Raw genomic sequence first — 20,070 nt, 5'->3', positions numbered from 1 at the left:
GCGAGGTTCGCGGGTGGTCGACGGTGGGAAGGAGCCGGTGCGAATATGGCCGCCGCCGGGGCAGTAGGACAGCGGTTTTGCTTCCCGTTCCCGCCGCGCCGATGGTAGCATCCCGCCCCTGTGCGGGAGCCAAGGGGGCGATGATGCGACACGCTAGGGCAGGACGGATATTCGGCGCCACGATCGTCGCGGGGATCGCCGCGCTTTCCGCAGCGGCGCGGGCGGAGACGCCGCCCGGCGCCTGCCACGGCGAAGCGGCGGTCTGCCGGACGCTGTGGCAGGGGGAGGCCGAACTGGCATCGATGCTGGTGTCCGGCGACGTGCGCATCGTCGAGCGGCTGTTCGCCGAGGATGCCGTCTGGTCGCTGGCCAACGGCGAGCGATGGAGCAAGCGGCAGGCGATCGCCGCGCTGCGCAACGCGCCACGGATGACGCGGAGCCAGTTGCTGCGCGCCGACGTCCATCAGCATGGCACGGTCGCGATCGTGGTGTGGAACGAACAATGGCACGATCCGGCGACGAACCGCGAGGCGCAATCGTTCGGGACCGATACGTGGCTGCGGCGGCAGGGGCGCTGGCAGATCATCGCGTCGCAGGAGGCGCGCCTGCCGCCGGTGGCCGTGCGATGAGGCGGTTTGCAAGGCGATCGATCGGGGCGTGGCTGCTGGTCCCGGCGCTCGGCATGGCGAGCGTGTCGTCGGGCAAGACGCGCGGCGTACCCGCCGGCGACGCGCTGCCCTGTCCGCTCGATGCGCCCTATGATGGCGGCAATGTCTTTGCCCGGATCGTGCGGGGCGAGTTGCCGGCGTCGATCGTCGCGCAGGATGCGCGGGTGATGGCGATCATCCCGCTGGAATGGGAGCGCCCCGGCCACACGCTGGTCATCCCGAAACGGCCGGTACGCAACCTGTACGATCTGCGGGACCGCGATCTGGTGGCGGTGATGGCCATGGTCCGCCGGGTGGCGACCGCGCAGCGCCGCGCGCTGGGCAACAGCGGCTTTTCGTTGCAGCAGAACAATGCGAGCAGCCAGCATGTCTGCCACCTGCATGTCCATGTGATCCCCGATACGCCGCGCGTGCCGCGGGTGCGGGCCAGCCGTGCCGAGATGGAGGCGATGGCGCAGCGGTTGCGCGCCGCGCTGCCGGCGCGGTAATCGAAGGCTATCCCGTTACCTCGACCCCCAGCGCGCGGGCGGCCAGCGCCGCCTGTGTCCGGTTGCCGACGTCGAGCTTGCGCAGCACGGCGGTCATGTGCGCCTTGACCGTGGCTTCGGCCATGCCGAGGTCGTGGGCGATCTGTTTGTTCAGCCGCCCCGCCAGCACGCCGAGCAGGACGCGCAGTTGCGTGGGGGTGAGCGAGGCGACGCGGGTGGCGATGTCGTTGTCGTCGGGCGCGTCGGTGGCCATGCGGTCGCCTGCCAGCGCGGCGGCGATCGCCCCCTCGATCTCGCTCAGGCCCGCATCCTTGCCGACGAAGCCGACCGCGCCGAAGCGGGCGACCTGCGCGAAGGCCGCCGCACGGTCGGCACCTGAAACGACGAGGATCGGGACGGCGGGCGCCTCGGCATGGAGCAGCGCGACGCCGCTGTAGCCGATCGCGCCGGGCATGTTGAGGTCGAGCAGGATCAGCGCGAGGTCGCCATGGTCGCGCACCGCCTGCACCGCGCGGTCGAGCGAGCCGGCCTCGACGATATGTGCCGCTGGAGCCACCGCCATGATCGCGACGCCCAACGCCTGGCGGAACAGCGGATGGTCGTCGGCGACGAGGATGGTGGTCATCGGGGAGTCCGTGGACGCCGGATGGCCCTGCACCCGCGCGAGCGAAGGGCTGGGGTCATGCAGAACGATGGCTCGACTACGCCCCTCCCTTTCAGGGAGGGACTGGGGGTGGGTCGGCGAGCGAGGAAACACCGGCGTTCGACAACCGGCCAACCCACCCCCGACCCCTCCCTTTCAGGGAGGGGAGTAGTGAAGGGTCGGCCCGTCCTTGCCTCTCGTCCGCGCGGCGGTGCGGTTGCGCCGGAGGGTGACGCCGTCGTCCTCACGCCGGGCGGATACGCTCGGCGACCAGCGTGTCGACCACCGACGGGTCGGCGAGCGTGGAGGTGTCGCCGAGGTTCGCGGTGTCGTTCTCGGCGATCTTGCGCAGGATGCGGCGCATGATCTTGCCCGAGCGGGTCTTGGGGAGGCCGGGCGCGAATTGCAGCGCGTCGGGAGTGGCGACGGGGCCGATCTCCTGCCGGACCCAGTTGCGGAGTTCGGTACGCAGCGCGTCGGAGGGTTCCTCGCCCGAATTCAGCGTCACATAGGCGTAGATGCCCTGCCCCTTGATGTCGTGCGGCATGCCGACGACGGCGGCCTCGGCGACCTTGGCGTGGGATACCAGCGGGCTTTCGACCTCGGCGGTGCCCATGCGGTGGCCGCTGACGTTGATGACGTCGTCGACGCGGCCGGTGATCCAGTAATAGCCGTCCGCGTCGCGCCGCACCCCGTCGCCGGTGAAATATTTTCCGGGATAGGTCGTGAAATAGGTCTGGAAGAAGCGATCGTGATCGCCCCACACCGTCCGCATCTGCCCCGGCCAGCTATCGGCGATGCACAGATTGCCTTCGGTCGCGCCGTCGAGGACCTTGCCCTCGGCATCGACGATGACCGGTTGCACGCCGGGCAGCGGCTTGGTCGCGCTGCCGGGCTTGAGATCGGTGGCATAGGGCAGCGGCGAGATGAGGATGCCGCCGGTTTCGGTCTGCCACCAGGTATCGACGATCGGGCAGCGGCGGTCGCCGACGACGCGGTGATACCAGTCCCACGCCTCCGGGTTGATCGGTTCGCCGACCGATCCGAGGATGCGCAGCGACTGGCGGCTCGCCTTCGTCACCCATTTGTCGCCCTCGCGCATCAGCGCGCGGATCGCGGTGGGGGCGGTGTAGAAGATGTTGACGCCGAGCCGGTCGATCGTTTCCCAGAAGCGGCCATGGTCGGGATAATTGGGCACGCCGTCGAACATTACGGTGGTCGCACCGTTGCTGAGCGGACCATAGACGACATAGCTGTGCCCCGTGACCCAGCCGATGTCGGCGGTACACCAGAACACTTCGCCCTCGCGGTAATCGAACACGTCGCGGAAGGTGGTGTGCGCCCATACCAGATAGCCGCCGGTGGTGTGCAGCACGCCCTTGGGCTTGCCGGTCGAGCCGGAGGTATAGAGGATGAACAGCGGGTCCTCGGCATCCATCGGTTCGGGCGGGCAGTCGGGCGAGGCTTGCGGGAGCAGGTCGTGGAGCCAGAAGTCCCGGCCGTCCTGCATCGTCACGGTGCCGCCGCTGCGGCGGATGACGATCACGGTTTCGACGGCGGGGGCATGGGCCAGTGCCTTGTCGACATTGGCCTTCAGCGGGATACGCTTGCCGCCGCGACAGCCTTCGTCGGCGGTGATGACCAGCTTGCTGTCGCAATCGACGATGCGGTTGGCGAGGCTGTCGGGGGAGAAGCCGCCGAACACGATCGAATGGATCGCGCCGATGCGGGTGCAGGCGAGCATCGCCGCCGCCGCTTCGGGGACCATCGGCAGGTACAGGGTGACACGGTCGCCCTTCTTCACGCCCTTCGATTTCAGGACATTGGCGAAGCAGCACACCTGTTGGTGGAGTTCGCGGTACGTGACCTGGCGCGTCTCGCCCGGCTCGTCGCCTTCCCACAGGATCGCGACCTGATCGCCACGCTCGGCGAGATGGCGGTCGAGGCAGTTGGCCGACACGTTGGTCTGGCCGTCGGCGAACCAGCGGATGCGGAAATCGGCCTCGTCGAACGAGGTATCCTTGACCTGGGTATAGGGCCGCGACCAGTCGATGCAGGTGCCGCCCTCGCGCCAATAGGCTTCCGGGTCGGCGACCGAGGCGGCGGTGCGCGTGTCATACTCGGCCTTGTCCAGCTTGGCCGCGTCGTCCTTTGGGGCGGCATGGATCGTCTGGGTCATATCTCTCTCCTGTATTCCCTGATCTGCGCTCGTGCGGGCGTGCGTCAAGCCGTGCGGGCGTACGACCAAGGTCTTACTAGGCGATGTGCGGCGCAGGCGTGACACTGGCGCGGCAAGGAGGTGCGGCGAACGATCGCGCCCTTGCATCGGGCCGGTTTTCCGCTTCACCCCTCCCTGACAAGGGAGGGGGCGGGGGTGAGTCGGCCCGCGAGGTCAGGTAAGCGCGCGATAACGGGCCTACCCACCCCCAGCCCCTCCCTTGTCAGGGAGGGGAGGTAAACACCCCGGCCGACAGCGACCGGGATATAGGAGAGGATGCCGTCATGGCGGACACGACGACGGCCGGGGCGCACCCCAAGGGTCAGAACGAGAAGCTGGTGATCGCGGCCTCGTCGCTCGGCACGGTGTTTGAGTGGTATGATTTCTACCTCTACGGGCTGCTCGCGACCTATATCTCGAAACAGTTCTTCTCGGGCGTGAACGAGACGACCGGGTTCATCCTCGCGCTGGGCGCGTTCGCCGCCGGCTTCGCGGTGCGGCCGTTCGGCGCGCTGGTGTTCGGGCGGATCGGCGATCTGGTCGGGCGCAAGAACACGTTTCTGGTGACGATGGGGATCATGGGGCTGTCGACCTTCGCGGTCGGGCTGTTGCCGTCGTATCAGACGATCGGCGTCGCTGCGCCGATCATCCTCGTATTGCTGCGCATCCTGCAAGGGCTGGCGCTGGGCGGCGAATATGGCGGCGCTGCCACCTATGTCGCCGAACATGCGCCCGACGGGAAGCGGGGCCTCTACACCAGCTTCATCCAGACGACGGCGACGATGGGGCTGTTCGCCGCCCTTCTGGTCGTCATCGGCTTTCGCAACGCGCTGGGCGAGGAGACGTTCAGCGATATCGGCTGGCGGTTGCCGTTCCTCGTGTCGATCCTGCTGCTAGGCGTGTCGATGTGGATCCGGCTGCAATTGTCGGAAAGCCCGGTGTTCCTGAAGATGAAGGAGGAGGGCAAGACGTCGAAGGCGCCGCTGACCGAAGCGTTCCTGCGCTGGCCAAACCTGAAGATCGTGCTGATCGCGCTGTTCGGTGCGGCGATGGGGCAGGCGGTGGTGTGGTACACCGGGCAATTCTATGTCCTGTTCTTCCTCGAAAAGATGATGAAGGTCGATGGTGCCACGGTGAACGTGTTGCTGGCGGTATCGCTGGCGCTGGGCACGCCGTTCTTCGTGTTCTTCGGCTGGCTGTCGGACAAGATCGGGCGCAAGTGGATCATCATGGCCGGCTGCGGTCTGGCGGCGCTGACCTATTTCCCGCTGTTCGGCGCGCTGACGCAGGCGGCCAATCCGGCGCTCGCCGCCGCGCAGGCGAATGCGCCGGTGCGGGTGATCGCGCATGACGCCGACTGCTCGTTCCAGTTCGATCCCGTGGGCAGCAACAAGTTCGATGCCAAAAGCTGCGACATCGCCAAGTCGTATCTGGCGAAGAACGGCATCAGCTATACCAATGTCGAGGCGCCGGCGGGCACGATCGCCAGCGTGCAGGTGGGCAATGCCGCGCTGACCGCGCCCGATCCGGCGACGGTGGACGGCGCGGCGCGGGCCGCCGCGATCACCGCCTATCAGGGCGAGATCGCCGCCGCGCTGGTCGCCGCCGGTTATCCGGCGAAGGCCGATCCGGCGCGGATCGACACGGTCAAGGTCGTCGCGATCCTGTGGTTCATGGTGATCCTCGTCACCATGGTCTATGGCCCGATCGCCGCATTGCTGGTCGAGCTGTTCCCCAGCCGCATCCGCTATTCGTCGATGTCGCTGCCCTATCATATCGGCAACGGGTGGTTCGGCGGCTTCCTGCCGACCACGGCGTTTGCGATGGTCGCGGCGACCGGGGATATTTACTACGGCCTGTGGTATCCGGTGGTGCTGGCGGTGGTGACGCTGGTGCTGGGCGTGCTGTTCCTGCCCGAGACGTTCCGGCGCGATATTCGGGCGTAGGGGGGGCGTCACCGTCACCTTTGCTCCCCTCCCTGACAAGGGAGGGGTTGGGGGGTGGGTCGGCCAGCGAGGATAGCTGCGCGCTCAACAAGCGGCCAACCCACCCCCGACCCCTCTCTTTCAGGGAGGGGAGAAGTCGTCAGCCTGCCGCCAGCGCCTGTAGCGTGGCTGCCAGAACGGCCGGGTCGCCGGTGATCCGCACCTGCTTCACCCGCGCGGTTTCGCCTTTGACGATCGTTACCTTGCCCTTCGCGATCCCCAGTTGCTTGGCGACGAACCGCACCACTTCGGCGTTGGCCGCGCCGTCGACCGGCGGGGCGGCGATGCGCAGCGCCAGCGCGGTGCTGCCGTTGCCCAGCGGCACCACGCCCGCCAGTGCGCTGCGCGATGCCTTTGGCGTGACGCGCACGGTCAGGGTCGCGCCGTCGGCATCAAGGGTGAAGGGCGGGGGCATCGTCGCTGCCTGACGCCCGATCGGCACGCTGCGCAAGGGGCGTGGTTTTCATGTGTCCGCGATGGCACTATTTCGCGTGCTGCGGCATTCACCCGGCATGACCGCCGCTCCCGTAACGATCGCGACCGCGACGCCGACCCGACCGTTGTCGATCCCGATCTTCCGCGCGATCTGGATCGCGTCGATGGCGTCGAACTTCGGCGGGCTGATCCAGTCGGTCGGCGCGTCGTGGATGATGACCTCGCTGGCGTCGTCGCCGCAGATGATCGCGCTGGTGCAGGCGTCGACGACGCTGCCGATCATGATGTTTTCGCTATGGGCCGGCGCGGTCGCCGACAATCTCGACCGGCGGCGGGTGATGCTGGCGGCGCAGGGGTTCATGCTCGCTGTTTCGGTACTGCTGGCGGTCTGTGCGTGGCAGGGGGTGCTGACCCCGTGGTTGTTGCTCGCGTTCACCTTCCTGATCGGCTGCGGCACCGCGATCAACGGGCCGGCATGGCAGGCGTCGGTCGGCGACATGGTGCCGCGCAGCGTGTTGCCGAGCGCGGTCGCGCTCAATTCGATGGGGTTCAACATCGCCCGCAGCCTTGGCCCGGCGATCGGTGGCGCGATCGTCGCGGCGGCGGGGGCGGCGGCGGCGTTCCTGACCAATGCGCTGAGCTATATCGGGCTGATCGTGGTGCTGGCGCGGTGGCGGCCGGCGCGGGCCCCGCGCCTGTTGCCGCGCGAGCGGCTTGGCCTCGCGATGGCGGCGGGGGTGCGCTATGTCCGCATGTCGCCGAGCATCCGTACCGTGCTGATCCGCGCCGCGCTGTTCGGGCTGGCGGCGAGCGCGGTGCCGGCGATGATGCCGCTGATCGCGCGCGACCTCGTGACCGGCGGGCCGCTGACCTATGGCGCGCTATTGGGCGCGTTCGGGGTGGGGGCGGTCGGCGGGGCGCTGGGCAGCGTGCGCCTGCGGCGGCGCTGGTCGACCGAGCGGATCGTGCGCGCGGCGGCGACCGCGCTGGCGGTGGGCGCGGTGGTGGCGGGGTTCAGCACCGTCCTGCCGCTGACGCTCGCGGCATTGGTGGTGGCGGGCGCGGGCTGGGTCGCGGCGCTCAGCACGTTCAACGTGACGGTGCAGATGGCCGCCCCGCGCTGGGTCGTGGCACGCGCGCTGTCGCTGTATCAGATGGCGGCGTTCGGCGGGATGGCGGCGGGAAGCTGGCTGTTCGGATCGGTCGCCGACACGCACGGCGTCACGCTTGCGCTGGCGGCAGCGGGGGCGGTGCAGATGCTGAGCGTGGTTCTGGGCCTGCGCCTGCCGCTGCCCGACATCGAGACGGCGAACCTCGATCCGCGCGGGTGGGAGACGCCCGATACGCAGGTGCCGGTCGAGCCGCGATCCGGGCCGGTGGTGGTGACGATCGACTATCGCATCCGGTCGGGCGACATCGTCGCGTTCCTGGGGGTGATGGCCGAGCGGCGGCGCATCCGCCGACGCGACGGGGCGCACCACTGGGCGCTGCTGCGCGACCTGAACGATCCCGAATTATGGATCGAGCGCTATCATGTGTCGACCTGGCTCGACTACATCCGCCACAACCAGCGGCGCACGCAGGCCGACGACGCCAACAGCGAGGCGCTGCGGGCGTTTCATCAGGGTGATGCGCCGCCGCGGGTCCACCGGATGATCGAGCGGCAGACGGGGTCGCTGCCGGTGGCAAGGCTGGAGGGATCGCGCGAGATGGCCGACGCGCTGACCGATCCGACGCGGTCGAATTAGGGGGTGGATAACTCCCCTCCCTGACAGGGAGGGGTTGGGGGTGGGTCGGCCTGCGAGGGAACGCCGGTACCTGCCCCAAGCCTACCCACCCCCGGCCCCTCCCTTGTCAGGGAGGGGAGAAAAGACCGCGGGCCACGATCCGCGCTAGGCGGCGGCGCGACTTTGGCCGATGGGGGCAGGCGAAGGGGAACCCGATGTCCGCGCCCGATTTCTCGCTGCTCGCCAAGCGTCGCTATGGTCCGTTGTTCGCCGTCCAGTTCCTGAACGCGATGAACGACAATTTGCTGAAGTTCGCGTTGCTGTTCCTCGCCAATTTCACGCTGTACCGCGACCAGCCCGACAAGGCGGCGGCGCTGGCGACGATCGCGACCGGTGTGTTCATCCTGCCCTATTTCCTGTTTTCCGGGCTTGCCGGGCAGATGGCCGATGCGTGGGACAAGGCGCGGCTGATCCGATGGGTCAAGGGGATCGAAGTCGGCATCATGGTGCTGGCGCTGGTCGGGTTCCTGCTGCCGTCGCTGCCGGTGCTGCTGGTCTGCCTGTTCGGCATGGGGCTGCATTCGACGGTGTTCGGGCCGGTCAAATATTCGATCCTGCCGCAGCATCTGCGCTCCGGCGAACTGATGGGCGGCACGGGCCTCGTCGAGGCGGGGACGTTCGTCGCAATCCTGAGCGGGCAGTTGCTCGGCAGCCTGATCGCGCCGCTCCATGCCGGGATCGTCGCGACGGTGCTGGCGATCGCGGGGTTCGTGATGGCGCGGCGGATTCCCGATGCGCCGCCGATGGGCACGGTCAAGATCGATCGCAATCCGCTGCGCAGCCTGTGGGGCGTGCTGAAGGCGGCGCATGGCCCGCGCGGCATCTGGCTGGCGATCACCGGCATAAGCTGGTTCTTCGCGATCGGCGCGGTGATCCTGTCGCAGTTTCCGCCCTTGGTGTCGGGGACGCTGGGGGCGACCGCCGGGGTGGTGACGCTGTTCCTCGCGATCTTCAGCCTGTTCGTCGCGATCGGATCGTTGCTGGTCAACCGGTTGCTGAACGGCAAGGTTTCGGCGCGCTACGTGCCCGCCGCCGGGCTCGCGCTGGCGCTGCTCCAGATCGATTTGTGGTGGTGTTGCACCCATTTCAGCGTGGTGACGCCGGGGGCCGGGGTGCGGGAGTTCGTCGCGACGCCCGATAGCTGGCGGCTGATGGCCGATCTGGCGGGGATCGCGCTGTTCGGCGGCATCTTCGTCGTGCCGCTCTATGCGATTCTCCAGACGCGCAGCCCGCCGGACAAGCGGTCGCAGGTGATCGCCGCCAACAACATCGTCAACGCGGTGGTGACGGTGGTGCTGGTGGCACTCGTCACGACGATGCTGGGGGCGGGGATGGGCGTGCCGGCCAGCTTCGCCGCGCTGGGGATCGTGTCGTTGCCGGTGGCGGTGGCGTTGCTGCGGTTGCCCGATGACGGGGTGTGGCCGTTTCGGTGATTGCCTGACGTCATCCCAGCGTAGGCTGGGATCTCGTGGTTGTCGTGCGGGGCAAGAGCCGCTTGAGGCCCCAGCCTTCGCTGGGGCGACGGTTTGGGGCAGAGGAGGTCAAACGCCGCTATTCGTGCCGGAGCGCATCGATCGGGTTGAGGCTGGCGGCGCGGCGGGCGGGGAAATAGCCGAACACGACGCCGATCAGCGCCGAGACGCCGAACGCCATCAGGTTCACTTGCGGCAGGAACAGGAACGGCAGGTCGCTGGCGAGCGACAGCGCCGCCACCGCGCCCTGCGCGATCAGTAGACCGATCAGGCCGCCCAGACACGACAGCGCCACCGCCTCGACCAGAAACTGGAGCAGCACTTCGGAGGCGACCGCACCGATCGCGAGGCGGATGCCGATCTCGCGCGTGCGCTCCGTCACCGATACCAGCATGATGTTCATGATGCCGATGCCGCCGACGAGCAGGCTGATCGCGGCCACCGCCGAGACGATGGTGGTGAGCAAGGTCGTGGTGCTGGTGATCGTCGCGGTGATCTGCGCGGTGTCGAAGATGTTGAAATCGTCTTCCTTGCCGCCGGCGATGTTGCGGCGTTCGCGCAGCAATTGCGTCAGCGACGCCTGCACCGCCGCGCCGTCGTAGGCCGGGTTGACGCCGACCAGCATCAGGCGGATGTCGCGGTTGCCGGTGAAGCGGCGCTGCACCGTCTTGATCGGCATGATGACGACATCGTCCTGATCTCCGCCGAACCCGCTCTGGCCGCGCGTCGACAGCGTGCCGACGACATCGCAACTGATCGAGCCGATGCGGAAGCGCGATCCCACCGCCTCGCCGCCGGCGAACAGGTTGGTCTTGACGGTGTTGCCGATGATGCAGACCGATTTGCCCGCCGCTTCCTCGGCCGGGGTGAAGGTGCGGCCGGACACCAGCGGCCATGGCTGGACCGTGAAATAGGCGTTGGTGGTGCCGTTGATCGTCGTCGACCAGTTGGCGCCGTTGTAGATCGCGGTGGCGGTCGATTGCGCCTGCGGGGCGACCGCCGTGACGCCGGCGATCTGGTCGCGGATCGCCTCGACGTCCTCGGGCTTGAAGTCGGACGGGCGCGGGCCGCCGCCGCCGCGCCCGAAGCCCTGCCCCGGGCGGACCTGCAGGATGTTGCTGCCCAGACTGGCGATGTTCGACTGCACCGCGCTGGTCGTCGCCTGTCCCAGCGTCGAGATGGTGACGACCGCCGCCACGCCGATGATGATGCCGAGCGTGGTCAGGAACGAGCGCAGCTTGTGGCGCAGGATCGAGCGGATCGCGAGGAGGAAGGTGGTGCCGAGCATCTATCCCTCCACCGCCGTGCCCTGGGCATGTTGCGCCTCGATCCGTTCGACCAGTCCGTCCTTGAAATGGACCACGGTGCGCGCGAATGCCGCCATCTCGCTTTCGTGCGTCACCATCAGCACGGTGATGCCGCTGGTGCGGTTGAGGTCGGTCAGCAGGTGCATGATCTCGACCGAGCGTTCGGAATCGAGGTTGCCGGTCGGCTCGTCGGCGAGCAGCACGTCGGGGTTGGTGACGATCGCGCGGGCGATCGCGACGCGCTGCTGCTGGCCGCCCGACAGTTCGGCGGGGGTATGGTCCCACCAGCGATCGAGCCCGACCTTTTCGAGCGCGGCCATCGACGCGCGTCGGCGATCCGCCTTGGCATCGCCGCGATAGAGCAAAGGCAGTTCGACGTTCTCGAGCGCGGTGGTGCGGCTGAGCAGGTTGAACCCTTGAAACACGAAGCCGAGATAGTTGCGCCGCAGCAGCGCGCGCTGGTCGCGGTCGAGCCGTTCGACGTGGTGGCCGCGGAACAGGAAGGTGCCGCCGGTCGGCACGTCGAGACAGCCGAGGATGTTCATCGTGGTCGACTTGCCCGACCCCGACGGCCCCATCACCGCGACGAAATCCCCCGCTGCGATGTCGAGGTCGACTCCTTTGAGCGCCTGAAACTGGGTCGCGCCCGCGCCGTAGCTTTTGGTGACGCCACGAAGCTGGATGAGCGGGGCGTCAGCCACGCGGAGCCCCGCCGCCCTTCGACGCGCCACCCTTGGCGCTGCCGGCCTTGCTGTTCTCGTCGGCGAGTTGCGCGGTGATGACCTTCATGCCGGGCCTCAATCCGCCGCCGGTGACTTCGGTCATCGCGCCGTTGCTGTTGCCGGTGGTGATCTGCACCGGTTGCGGCTTGCCGTCCTGTCCGACGATATAGACCGTCTGCTGCGAGCCGCGACCGATCGTCGCCGCCTTGCCCGCGCCACCGCCGCGACGACGGCGCGGGGGGCCGAAGGCGCTCGCCAGGCCACCGCCGCTCGCCGAAGCGTCGGCGTTACTCGGGCGGAAACGCAGCGCAGCGTTGGGGATGAGCAGCGCACGCGGGCGCTCCAGCGTCACGATCTCGGCAGTGGCGGTCATGCCCGGACGCAGTTTCAGGTTCGGGTTCGCGACCGAGAGCGTCGCGGCATAGGACACGACCTGTCCGGTGGTCGTCGCCGTGCTGGTGGTCGACGACGCGGTCTGTGCCGAGAGGTTGGAGCCCAGATCGACCCGCGTGATCCGCGCCGGGAAGGTCTCGCCGGGGAAGGCGTCGACGGTGAAGTCGGCGCGCTGGCCGTTCTGGACCTGCCCCACGTCGGCCTCGTCGATCGCGACCTCCAGCTTCATGCCGCGGAGATCCTCGGCGATGACGAACAGCGTCGGCGTGTTGAACGAGGCGGCGACGGTCTGGCCCGGTTCGACCTGCCGCGCCAGCACCACGCCGTTGACCGGCGAGCGGATGATCGCGCGGTAGCGCTGCGTCTGGCTCGAATTGAGCTGGGCGCGCGACGCCTCGACGTTAGCCTGTGCCTGCCGCACGCCGGCGACCGCGCGCTGGACGGCGGCCTGCTGCGTCTGGAGTTCGGTGGCCGAGGGGACGCGCCCGCCCGACAGGCGGCGGACGTCCTCCAGCCGTTGCAACTGGGCGCGCGCCTCGTTGAGCGTCGCTTCGGCGGTCGCGACCTGCGCGCGGTTGGCGTTGACCTGTGCCTGCCCCTGGCGGATCGCGTCGTCCAACTGTTCGGGATCGATCAGTGCCAGCGGCTGGCCCTTGATGACCCGGTCGTTGACGTCGGCCACGACCTGCGTGACGAGGCCGGACAATTGCGATCCGACCTCGACCTGGTTGGTCGGGGCGAGCTTGCCGGTGGCGGAGACGGTTACGGTGAGCGGGGCCTGTTCGACCGCCTGCGACACATATTGCGGCGCGTCGCCGCCCTTCACGCAACTGCGCACCGCGAGACCGAGCAGCACGACGCCCAGCGCGATCAACGCCCATTTCAGCCATTTGCGCCAGCGCGGCTGCGGCTTCACGCGCAGGAACTGGTCGAGATCGGGTTGCGTCGGCTCGGCCATCAGCGGTCCTCGGTATATTGGGCGCGGTCGGGGGTGGGAAGTGCTGCGGGATCAGGGATGGCGGCGTCGCTCCATCCGCCGCCGAGTGCCGTCATCAACTGGACGAGCGCGCTTGCCCGGTCGGCGCGCGCCTGCACCACGCCGTTCTGCGCCGACAGCAGCGAGGCTTCGGCCTGGTTGAGCGTGGTGAAATCGGTGAGGCCGGAGCGATATTGCAGCCGCGACAGCAGCACGAAGTTGCGCGCGGCGTCGGCGGCGATGGTGAACTCGCGCTCACGGCGGGTCGCGGTGTCGAGCGAGACGATCGCGTTCTCGACATCCTCCAGCGCGGTCAGCACCGTCTGTTTATAGGCGGCGAAGGCGGCATCGGCGGCGGCGCGTTGCCCGCGCACCTGCGCGCGCAGCCGCCCGCCGTCGAAGATCGTCTGTGCGATCGAGCTGAACAGGCGGCCGTTGATGATGTCGGTCAGCGCGCCGAACGAGGTGGCGTTGGTGTCGATCGATCCGCCGAGGTTGAGCGCGGGATAGAGTTGCGCGGTCGCCACCCCGATCTGCGCGACGGCGGCGGCGAGGTTGCGCTCGGCGGCCAGCACGTCGGGGCGCAGCCGCAGCGTATCGGCGGGGATGCCGGTGCCGATCCGCGCGTCGCCCACGGGAATCGCGGCGGGCTGACCCAGTTGCGCCCGCAGCGCGCCGGGGGCCTGTCCGGTCAGCACGCCCAGCCGCGCGACGGCGGCGGCATAGCTCGCCTCGATCGTCGGCAGCCCGGCGGCGGTCTGCGCGCGGGCGGTGCGTGCCTGTTCGACGTCGAGCGAGGACACGAGCCCGGCCTGCACCCGGAAGCCGGCGATCTCCAGATTGTCGTCCTGCAGCGCGATCGAGGCGCGGGCGTTGGCGAGCTGCGCCTGCGCCAGCCGCGCGGTCAGGTAATTGCGCGCGATCTCCGACTGCACCGACAGCAGGACGGTCGCATAGTCGTAGCGCGTTGCTTCGAGTTGCGCGCGCGAGGCGGCGATGCCGCTGCGGATGCCGCCGAACAGGTCGGTCTGGTAGCTGGCGTCGGCGCCGACCGAGAAACTGTTCGACGCGCCGATGTTGCGCTGGACGATGGTACCGTCGGGCAGGGTGGTGGTGCCGCCGCCGCCGCGCAGGACTTCAAGTCGCGAATAGCTGCCCGAGGCGGAGAGTTGCGGGAACAGCGACGACCGGCTGACCGCCAGTTGCTCGCGCGCCTGCGCCAGCCGGGCGACGGCCTGCGCCACATCTAGGTTGGTCGCGGCGGCCGAATCGACCAGCCGCACCAGCAGCGGATCGTCGAACCGCTGCCACCAGCGCGTCAGGTCGGTGCGCGGGGCAGCGGCGGTCGGCACCGAAAAGGCGGGGGGCACGCCCAGCGTGGCATCGACCGGCGCGCGATAGGCGGGGCCGGTGGTACAGGCGGTTGCCAGCAATGCCGGACCAAGCAGGACGGATCGACGGAGCATCGATAAACGATATGTCGATCGCGACGGTTCGTCCAGCGGGAAACTGTCGCAGTTTGTCGCCGCGCGCGCGCCGAACCCGCCTTGGCACCCGTGCGACCGCCCGATAGGGTCGGCGGCGGGAAGAGGGGGTATCGATGAAGCCGAAACTGTCGTTGGCGCTGGCGCTGATCGTCGTGGGAATGCCGGTCACGGGCGGCGCGCAGGGCACCGCGCCGATCGATCCGGCCAAGGCATTCGGCGCGCGCGAGCGGATCAGCGATGTCGCGCTGTCACCCGACGGCGCGCGGGTGGCGATGGTGATGGCGAACGGGACGCGCGGGCAGGTCGTCACCGTGTTTGATATCGGCGGCGACACCCAGAGATCGATCCTGAGCAGCGATGGCGACACCGACCGGATCGGCGGATGCCACTGGTCGGCGGTGCGGCGGCTGGTGTGTACCATCGTCCTGCGGTCCGAAACCGGCACCGGCGCGCTGATGTTCACGCGGATGGTCGCGATCGATGCCGATGGCGGCAACATGAAGCTGCTGAGCGCGCGCAGCAGCACCAGTGCGCTGGGGTTGATGCAGAACGGCGGCACGGTGATCGACTGGCTGGCGGATGGCAATGGCGACGCCGCCGGCGGCAATGTGCTGATGACCCGGCGGATCGTGCCCGAAGCCTCGACGGGCACGCATCTGGCCGAATCGCGATCGGGCCTCGCGGTCGAGCGAGTCAATACTATCACCCTGAAGCGTACCACCGTCGAGCAACCGCGCGCGGAATCGGGCGAGTTCATCACCGACGGGCACGGCGTGGTGCGGGTGACGGGTATCCAGCCGCAGGGCAGCAGCGGCTACAACGCCGACCGCATCGTCTATTCCTATCGCAAGCCGAACAGCCGCGAATGGTTGCCGCTGTCGACACTGATGCTGAACGGCAGCGCGTCGAGCGGGTTCAACCCCTATGCGGTCGATCGCGACCTGAACGTCGTCTATGGCTTCGACCAGCATCAGGGACGCCAGGCGCTGTTCCGCATCAAGCTCGACGGGTCGATGCAGCGCGAGCTGGTTCATGCCGACCCACAGGTCGACGTCGACGGGCTGATCCAGATCGGTCGCCAGAACCGCGTCGTCGGGGTCAGCTATGCGACCGACCGGCGGCAGACGGTGTTCTTCGATCCCGAGCTCAAGAAGCTGGGTGCGTCGCTGGCGAAGGCGTTGCCGAACCTGCCGCTCGTCAGCTTCGTCGATGCCAGCGCCGACGAGCGCAAGCTGGTGCTGTTCGCCGGGTCCGATGTCGATCCGGGGCGGTATTATCTGTACGACAAGGACAGCCGCAAGCTGAGCGAACTGCTGCCGCTGCGCCCCGAACTCGCCGCCGTCACGCTGGCCCCAGTGCGCGCCGTGACCTATCCGGCGAAGGACGGGACGATGATCCCGGGCTATCTGACGCTGCCGCCGGGGAGCGACGGCAAGGGGCTGCCCGCGATCGTCATGCCGCATGGCGGGCCGGGCGCGCGCGACGAATGGGGCTTCGACTGGCTGGCGCAATATTTCGCGCAGCGCGGCTATGCGGTGTTGCAGCCCAATTTCCGCGGATCGACCGGTTACGGCGATGCGTGGTTTCAGAAGAACGGCTTCCAGTCGTGGGCGACCGCCGTCGGCGACGTGAACGACGGCGGACGCTGGCTGGCGGCGCAGGGGATCGCGGCGAAGGACAGGCTGGCGGTCGTCGGCTGGTCCTATGGCGGCTATGCGGCGTTGCAGTCGCCGGTGCTCGACCCCGATCTGTTCAAGGCGATCGTCGCGATCGCGCCCGTCACCGATCTGGAGACGCTGCGCGGCGAACGCCGCAACTTCGTGGATTATCCGCAAGTCGATGCGTTCATCGGGCGGGGGCCGCACGTCCGCGCCGGATCGCCCGCGCAGAATATCGCCGCGATCCGTGCGCCGGTGCTGATGTTCCACGGTGAGCGCGACGACAATGTCGGCGTCGGCGAATCGCGGTTGATGGCGGCGCGGCTGCGCGCGGCGGGCAAGCCGGTCGACTATATCGAACTGCCCAAACTCGACCACCAGTTGCGCGACGACAATGTGCGCGCAGACATGCTGTCGCGGTCGGACCTGTTCATTCGCAAGGCGTTGGGGCTTTAGACTCCCGCCGCCGCGTTCCGCAGATCCTCGACGAACTTGCCGAATTCGATTTCGGCGGCGGCCGGGTCGGGCAGGCGCAGCAGGTAGCTCGGGTGGACGGTGATCCAGCCGGTGCCGCCGTCGGGGAGCGTGAGCGGCCGGCTGCGTTCGCGGCCGATCGTCACCGCCTTGCCGGTGAGCGAGCGGGCGGCGGTCGCGCCCATCGCGATCGTCATCTTCGGGCGGACGATCGCGCGCTCCTGTTCGATCCACCAGCGGCAGGCGTCAATCTCGCCCACGCCGGGCTTGGCGTGGATGCGGCGTTTGCCGCGTTGCTCGAACTTGAAATGCTTGACCGCGTTGGTGAGGTAGACGCGCGAGCGGTCGAGGCCCGCCGCCGCCATCGCCCGGTCGAACAACTGTCCGGCGGGGCCGACGAAGGGGTGGCCGGCAAGGTCCTCCTGATCGCCCGGCTGTTCGCCGACGATCATCAGTTCGGCATCGGCCGGGCCTTCGCCGAACACCGTCTGCGTCGCGGGTTTCCAGAGCGGGCAGCGGGTGCAGGCGGTGGCTTCGTCGCGCAAGGCTTCCCATGCGGGCAGCACGTTGTCCTGCGGCGCGGTGCGGGCAGTCTTGATCATCGCGGCCTCCCTTGCCTGTGCGCCCGCGATCAGCGCCGGGACGAGCGCGGTTTCGGGCATGTTCTTCCAGTATTTGCGCGGCATCTCCTTGAGCATCGCGCCTTTCTTCAGCCGGGCGGGATTGAAGATCGATGCGTAATAGGTCTTCCACACCTCCTCGACCGGATCGCCGTCGGGCGCGTCGGCCCTGGTCGCGCCCGGCCCTTCGGCGAGCGCCTTGCCGTCCCAGTGCAGCGACAGTTCGGGCGTCAGGATCGACCAGTGCATCACCGCGAAACGGTCGACGAAGAAGCGCGCATTGTGGCGGACGATATGATGTTCGGGTTCGAACCATGCGACGAAGCGGGGACCGTCGTCGTCGGCGATCTCGCGGAAGCGCAGGAAGGCGCGCATCTTGTGGATGTCGCGACGGACCGCCTTGGCCATCTCCTCCAGCCGGCGCATCGCGGGGTCGGCGCGGTCGTCGATCAGCCGGGGTTCGGCGACGAGGCGAACCAGCATCGCATAGAGCAGCGCGAAACGTTCGGGCGCGGCGTGGAGGATCGCGGTCCCCGCCAGATCGACGAACGCGCGCGGCACGCGGAACGGGGCGGGGTCGGCGGTGATCGCCTCGTCACCGAACAGGTCGGTGGGGAGGTCGCCGATCTGCCAGACGACGTCGTGCGGCGGCACCCGTTCGGCGATCAGGCGACGGGCGGCGTCGCGCCACCCGTCGAAGTCATCCGCGCTGGCGAGCGCCGCGACGCGCATCAGTCGCGGTCGTCGCCCGCTTCGCCCGCCCTGGCCAGTTCGGCCTCGATCGGCTTGCGATCCTCGAACACCTTGGCGATGCGGGCTTCTTCGGCATCGCTCAGTTCTTGCGCCGCGGCGGGGAACATCTCTTCCTCCTCCTCGTCGATGTGATGTTCGTAGCGATGGCGCATCTCGGCGAAACGCTCGTTCCATTCGTTGCTCGCCGGATCGAGTTTCGCGATCTTGCCCAGATAATCGTCGATCTCCTTGTGCTCGGACACCGAATGGCGCGCTTCGTCGCGCAGGTCGGGGTTGGCGAGCATCGTCGCGTAGAGCGCTTCCTCCTCGGCGGCGGCGTGGGCGGTCACTTCGATGCGGAACGATTCGAACAGGTCGGCGCGGTCGGTGGCGGAGGCAGCGTCGATCCGCTGGAGCAGGTCGCGGTGGCGATCGTGATCGGCCTTCAGATCGGCGTAGATGCGGGCGTCGGCCATGGCGGGGTCCTTGTCGGCGAGGGAAGACAGGGCAACGGCGGGGGCGGGCGGAGGTTTCTCTTGCGAGGGATTTGCAGGGGGAGGGGTGGTCTGGTTCTTGCCGTTCGTCACCCCGGCGCAGGCCGGGGTCGATGGATACGGGGCGTATCGCCTCTATCGCTAACGCCCGTTTCCATGGATTCCGGCCTTCGCCGGAATGACGAGGTGGTCAGGCCGCGAACAACTCCAGTTGCTCGCGTTTCGGCGCCACGACCGGGCGCAGTTCGGCGCGGTCGGACAGGACCACCGGGCGCCAGTCGCTGGCGATGATGAACGGGCGCAGCTTCGTGACCGAGACGGTCAGCCGGCCGACATCGGCCAGCGTCAGTTGCCGCCAGCGCCGCGCCGACAGGATCGAGCCCACCGCCTTCATCCCCAGCCCCGGCACGCGCAGCAGCATCTCGCGTGGCGCGCGGTTGACGTCGACCGGGAAGCGGTCGCGGAATTTCAGCGCCCAGGCGAGCTTGGGATCGATGTCGAGCGGCAGCATGCCGGTCGCGTCGTCGGCGGCGGCGCGGACGTCCTGCGGCGAATAGTCGTAGAAGCGCATCAGCCAGTCGGACTGGTACAGCCGGTGTTCGCGCATCAGCGGCGGGCGTTGCAACGGCAGCACGGCGGACGCCTGCGGGATCGGGCTGAACGCCGAATAATAGACTCGGCGCAGGGCATAACGGTCGTACAGCGTCGATGCCTTGGTCACGATGTCGCGGTCGGTCGCGGCATCGGCGCCAACGATCATCTGCGTCGATTGCCCGGCGGGGGCGAATTTGGGGGCCGACTTGTAGCGTTTGCGCGCATCCTGACCGTCGGTGATAGCATGGGCGACGTCCTTCATCGCGCCTTCGATCCGTTCGCTAGATTTCTCGGGCGCGAGGCGCTTGAGGCCGCCGACGGTCGGCAGTTCGACGTTGATCGACACGCGATCGGCATGGACCCCGGCGAGGCGCACCAGTTCGGGATCAGCGTCGGGGATCGTCTTGAGGTGGATATAGCCGCGAAAGTCGTGATCCTCGCGCAGCGACCGCGCGACCTCGACCATCTGTTCCATCGTGTAGTTCGACGACCCGATGATCCCCGAGGAGAGGAACAGCCCCTCGATATAATTACGGCGATAGAAGCTGAGCGTCAGCGCGACGACCTCCTGCGCGGTGAAGCGCGCGCGGCGGACGTTCGAGGATTTGCGGTTGATGCAGTAATGGCAGTCGAAGATGCAGCTATTGGTCAGCAGGATCTTGAGCAGCGAGATGCAGCGGCCGTCGGGGGCATAGGCGTGGCAGATGCCCATGCCTTCGGTCGAGCCCAGCCCCTTGCCGTCGCGCGAGTTGCGTTTGGCGGTGCCGGACGATGCGCACGACGCATCATATTTGGCGGCATCCGCCAGGATCGCCAGTTTCTCGCGAGTGTCGAGTTGCGCCATCTGTTCAATATATGTTCGCATGGGGCCGGCGGCAACCATCACCGGCGGTGCCGGTTGTACCGGCAGGACAGAG

The 20,070-nt window shown here is 68.3% G+C and carries 16 protein-coding genes; 6 read left to right on the top strand and 10 right to left on the bottom strand.

What is annotated here, in order from left to right:
* Nucleotides 1–143: 143 nt before the first annotated feature.
* Both ASG37_RS13350 and ASG37_RS13345 read left to right on the top strand, forming a co-directional pair.
* Complete coding sequence (locus ASG37_RS13350) at nt 144–629, top strand: nuclear transport factor 2 family protein (protein WP_162233476.1); 486 nt, start codon at nt 144–146, stop codon at nt 627–629.
* Nucleotides 626–1,156 (top strand): HIT family protein, encoded by a 531-nt coding sequence (locus ASG37_RS13345; protein ID WP_162233475.1) that lies wholly within the window; start codon nt 626–628, stop codon nt 1,154–1,156. The genes ASG37_RS13350 and ASG37_RS13345 overlap by 4 nt, the downstream gene beginning before the upstream one ends.
* A 7-nt stretch (nt 1,157–1,163) precedes the next feature.
* Here the strand turns inward: ASG37_RS13345 and ASG37_RS13340 are convergent, their stop codons facing one another.
* Both ASG37_RS13340 and acs read right to left on the bottom strand, forming a co-directional pair.
* On the bottom strand, nt 1,164–1,781 hold the full coding sequence (locus ASG37_RS13340; protein WP_055761103.1) for a response regulator: 618 nt from the start codon (nt 1,779–1,781) through the stop codon (nt 1,164–1,166).
* A 262-nt stretch (nt 1,782–2,043) separates the two neighbouring features.
* Nucleotides 2,044–3,978 (bottom strand): acetate--CoA ligase, encoded by a 1,935-nt coding sequence (acs, locus tag ASG37_RS13335; RefSeq protein ID WP_055761100.1) that lies wholly within the window; start codon nt 3,976–3,978, stop codon nt 2,044–2,046.
* Between the two features lie 323 nt (nt 3,979–4,301).
* Here acs and ASG37_RS13330 point away from each other — a divergent pair, with 323 nt between their 5' ends.
* Nucleotides 4,302–5,963, top strand: coding sequence for an MFS transporter (locus ASG37_RS13330; protein ID WP_055761097.1), 1,662 nt, complete (start codon nt 4,302–4,304; stop codon nt 5,961–5,963).
* 139 nt (nt 5,964–6,102) lie between these two features.
* Here ASG37_RS13330 and ASG37_RS13325 read toward each other — a convergent pair whose 3' ends face one another.
* Nucleotides 6,103–6,444: a DUF167 domain-containing protein gene (locus ASG37_RS13325; protein ID WP_235525241.1), complete on the bottom strand. Its 342-nt coding sequence runs from the start codon at nt 6,442–6,444 to the stop codon at nt 6,103–6,105.
* Nucleotides 6,445–6,514: 70 nt separating this feature from the next.
* Between ASG37_RS13325 and ASG37_RS13320 the strand changes: the two genes are divergently transcribed.
* Nucleotides 6,515–8,185, top strand: coding sequence for an MFS transporter (locus ASG37_RS13320; RefSeq protein ID WP_055761094.1), 1,671 nt, complete (start codon nt 6,515–6,517; stop codon nt 8,183–8,185).
* A gap of 194 nt (nt 8,186–8,379) precedes the next feature.
* Complete coding sequence (locus ASG37_RS13315) at nt 8,380–9,657, top strand: MFS transporter (RefSeq protein ID WP_055761091.1); 1,278 nt, start codon at nt 8,380–8,382, stop codon at nt 9,655–9,657.
* A gap of 118 nt (nt 9,658–9,775) precedes the next feature.
* Here the strand turns inward: ASG37_RS13315 and ASG37_RS13310 are convergent, their stop codons facing one another.
* From ASG37_RS13310 to ASG37_RS13295, 4 genes are read right to left on the bottom strand one after another with little or no spacing between them, the layout of a single operon-like run.
* Nucleotides 9,776–10,984 (bottom strand): ABC transporter permease, encoded by a 1,209-nt coding sequence (locus ASG37_RS13310; RefSeq protein WP_055761090.1) that lies wholly within the window; start codon nt 10,982–10,984, stop codon nt 9,776–9,778.
* Nucleotides 10,985–11,704, bottom strand: a complete 720-nt coding sequence (locus ASG37_RS13305; protein ID WP_055761087.1) for an ABC transporter ATP-binding protein — start codon at nt 11,702–11,704, stop codon at nt 10,985–10,987.
* The gene (locus ASG37_RS13300; protein ID WP_055761084.1) at nt 11,697–13,076 is read right to left on the bottom strand and encodes an efflux RND transporter periplasmic adaptor subunit; all 1,380 of its coding nucleotides are present in this window, start codon (nt 13,074–13,076) and stop codon (nt 11,697–11,699) included. Before ASG37_RS13300 ends, ASG37_RS13305 begins: the two co-directional genes overlap by 8 nt.
* On the bottom strand, nt 13,076–14,560 hold the full coding sequence (locus ASG37_RS13295; protein WP_055761081.1) for an efflux transporter outer membrane subunit: 1,485 nt from the start codon (nt 14,558–14,560) through the stop codon (nt 13,076–13,078). The genes ASG37_RS13300 and ASG37_RS13295 overlap by 1 nt, the downstream gene beginning before the upstream one ends.
* A gap of 134 nt (nt 14,561–14,694) precedes the next feature.
* Between ASG37_RS13295 and ASG37_RS13290 the strand changes: the two genes are divergently transcribed.
* On the top strand, nt 14,695–16,695 hold the full coding sequence (locus tag ASG37_RS13290; RefSeq protein WP_156349205.1) for an alpha/beta hydrolase family protein: 2,001 nt from the start codon (nt 14,695–14,697) through the stop codon (nt 16,693–16,695).
* Here ASG37_RS13290 and ASG37_RS13285 read toward each other — a convergent pair.
* From ASG37_RS13285 to ASG37_RS13270, 3 genes are all read right to left on the bottom strand, one after another.
* The gene (locus ASG37_RS13285; RefSeq protein WP_055761078.1) at nt 16,692–18,065 is read right to left on the bottom strand and encodes a UdgX family uracil-DNA binding protein; all 1,374 of its coding nucleotides are present in this window, start codon (nt 18,063–18,065) and stop codon (nt 16,692–16,694) included. The two genes, ASG37_RS13290 and ASG37_RS13285, sit on opposite strands and share 4 nt — an antisense overlap.
* Nucleotides 18,065–18,541, bottom strand: a complete 477-nt coding sequence (locus tag ASG37_RS13280) for a hemerythrin domain-containing protein (RefSeq protein WP_055761076.1) — start codon at nt 18,539–18,541, stop codon at nt 18,065–18,067. Before ASG37_RS13280 ends, ASG37_RS13285 begins: the two co-directional genes overlap by 1 nt.
* A gap of 208 nt (nt 18,542–18,749) precedes the next feature.
* A complete protein-coding gene (locus ASG37_RS13270) occupies nt 18,750–19,997 on the bottom strand; it encodes a putative DNA modification/repair radical SAM protein (RefSeq protein WP_055761070.1) in 1,248 nt (415 codons plus the stop codon).
* Nucleotides 19,998–20,070: the final 73 nt, after the last annotated feature.

Origin of the sequence: Sphingomonas sp. Leaf407, from assembly GCF_001425385.1 — a bacterium.
Lineage (GTDB): Bacteria > Pseudomonadota > Alphaproteobacteria > Sphingomonadales > Sphingomonadaceae > Sphingomonas.
The sequence above is the reverse complement of the archived record's forward strand: the minus strand, read 5'-3'. Positions and strand labels throughout refer to the sequence as shown.

Excerpts from the sequence above, each read along its gene's own strand:
- ASG37_RS13280 (WP_055761076.1), bottom strand. The coding sequence starts at position 18,541 with ATGGCCGACGCCCGCATCTACGCCGATCTGAAGGCCGATCACGATCGC.
- ASG37_RS13315 (WP_055761091.1), top strand. The coding sequence starts at position 8,380 with ATGTCCGCGCCCGATTTCTCGCTGCTCGCCAAGCGTCGCTATGGTCCG.
- ASG37_RS13270 (WP_055761070.1), bottom strand. The coding sequence starts at position 19,997 with ATGGCGCAACTCGACACTCGCGAGAAACTGGCGATCCTGGCGGATGCC.
- ASG37_RS13295 (WP_055761081.1), bottom strand. The coding sequence starts at position 14,560 with ATGCTCCGTCGATCCGTCCTGCTTGGTCCGGCATTGCTGGCAACCGCC.
- ASG37_RS13300 (WP_055761084.1), bottom strand. The coding sequence starts at position 13,076 with ATGGCCGAGCCGACGCAACCCGATCTCGACCAGTTCCTGCGCGTGAAG.
- ASG37_RS13310 (WP_055761090.1), bottom strand. The coding sequence starts at position 10,984 with ATGCTCGGCACCACCTTCCTCCTCGCGATCCGCTCGATCCTGCGCCAC.
- ASG37_RS13350 (WP_162233476.1), top strand. The coding sequence starts at position 144 with ATGCGACACGCTAGGGCAGGACGGATATTCGGCGCCACGATCGTCGCG.
- ASG37_RS13290 (WP_156349205.1), top strand. The coding sequence starts at position 14,695 with ATGAAGCCGAAACTGTCGTTGGCGCTGGCGCTGATCGTCGTGGGAATG.
- ASG37_RS13330 (WP_055761097.1), top strand. The coding sequence starts at position 4,302 with ATGGCGGACACGACGACGGCCGGGGCGCACCCCAAGGGTCAGAACGAG.
- ASG37_RS13285 (WP_055761078.1), bottom strand. The coding sequence starts at position 18,065 with ATGCGCGTCGCGGCGCTCGCCAGCGCGGATGACTTCGACGGGTGGCGC.
- ASG37_RS13345 (WP_162233475.1), top strand. The coding sequence starts at position 626 with ATGAGGCGGTTTGCAAGGCGATCGATCGGGGCGTGGCTGCTGGTCCCG.
- ASG37_RS13340 (WP_055761103.1), bottom strand. The coding sequence starts at position 1,781 with ATGACCACCATCCTCGTCGCCGACGACCATCCGCTGTTCCGCCAGGCG.
- ASG37_RS13320 (WP_055761094.1), top strand. The coding sequence starts at position 6,515 with ATGACCGCCGCTCCCGTAACGATCGCGACCGCGACGCCGACCCGACCG.
- acs (WP_055761100.1), bottom strand. The coding sequence starts at position 3,978 with ATGACCCAGACGATCCATGCCGCCCCAAAGGACGACGCGGCCAAGCTG.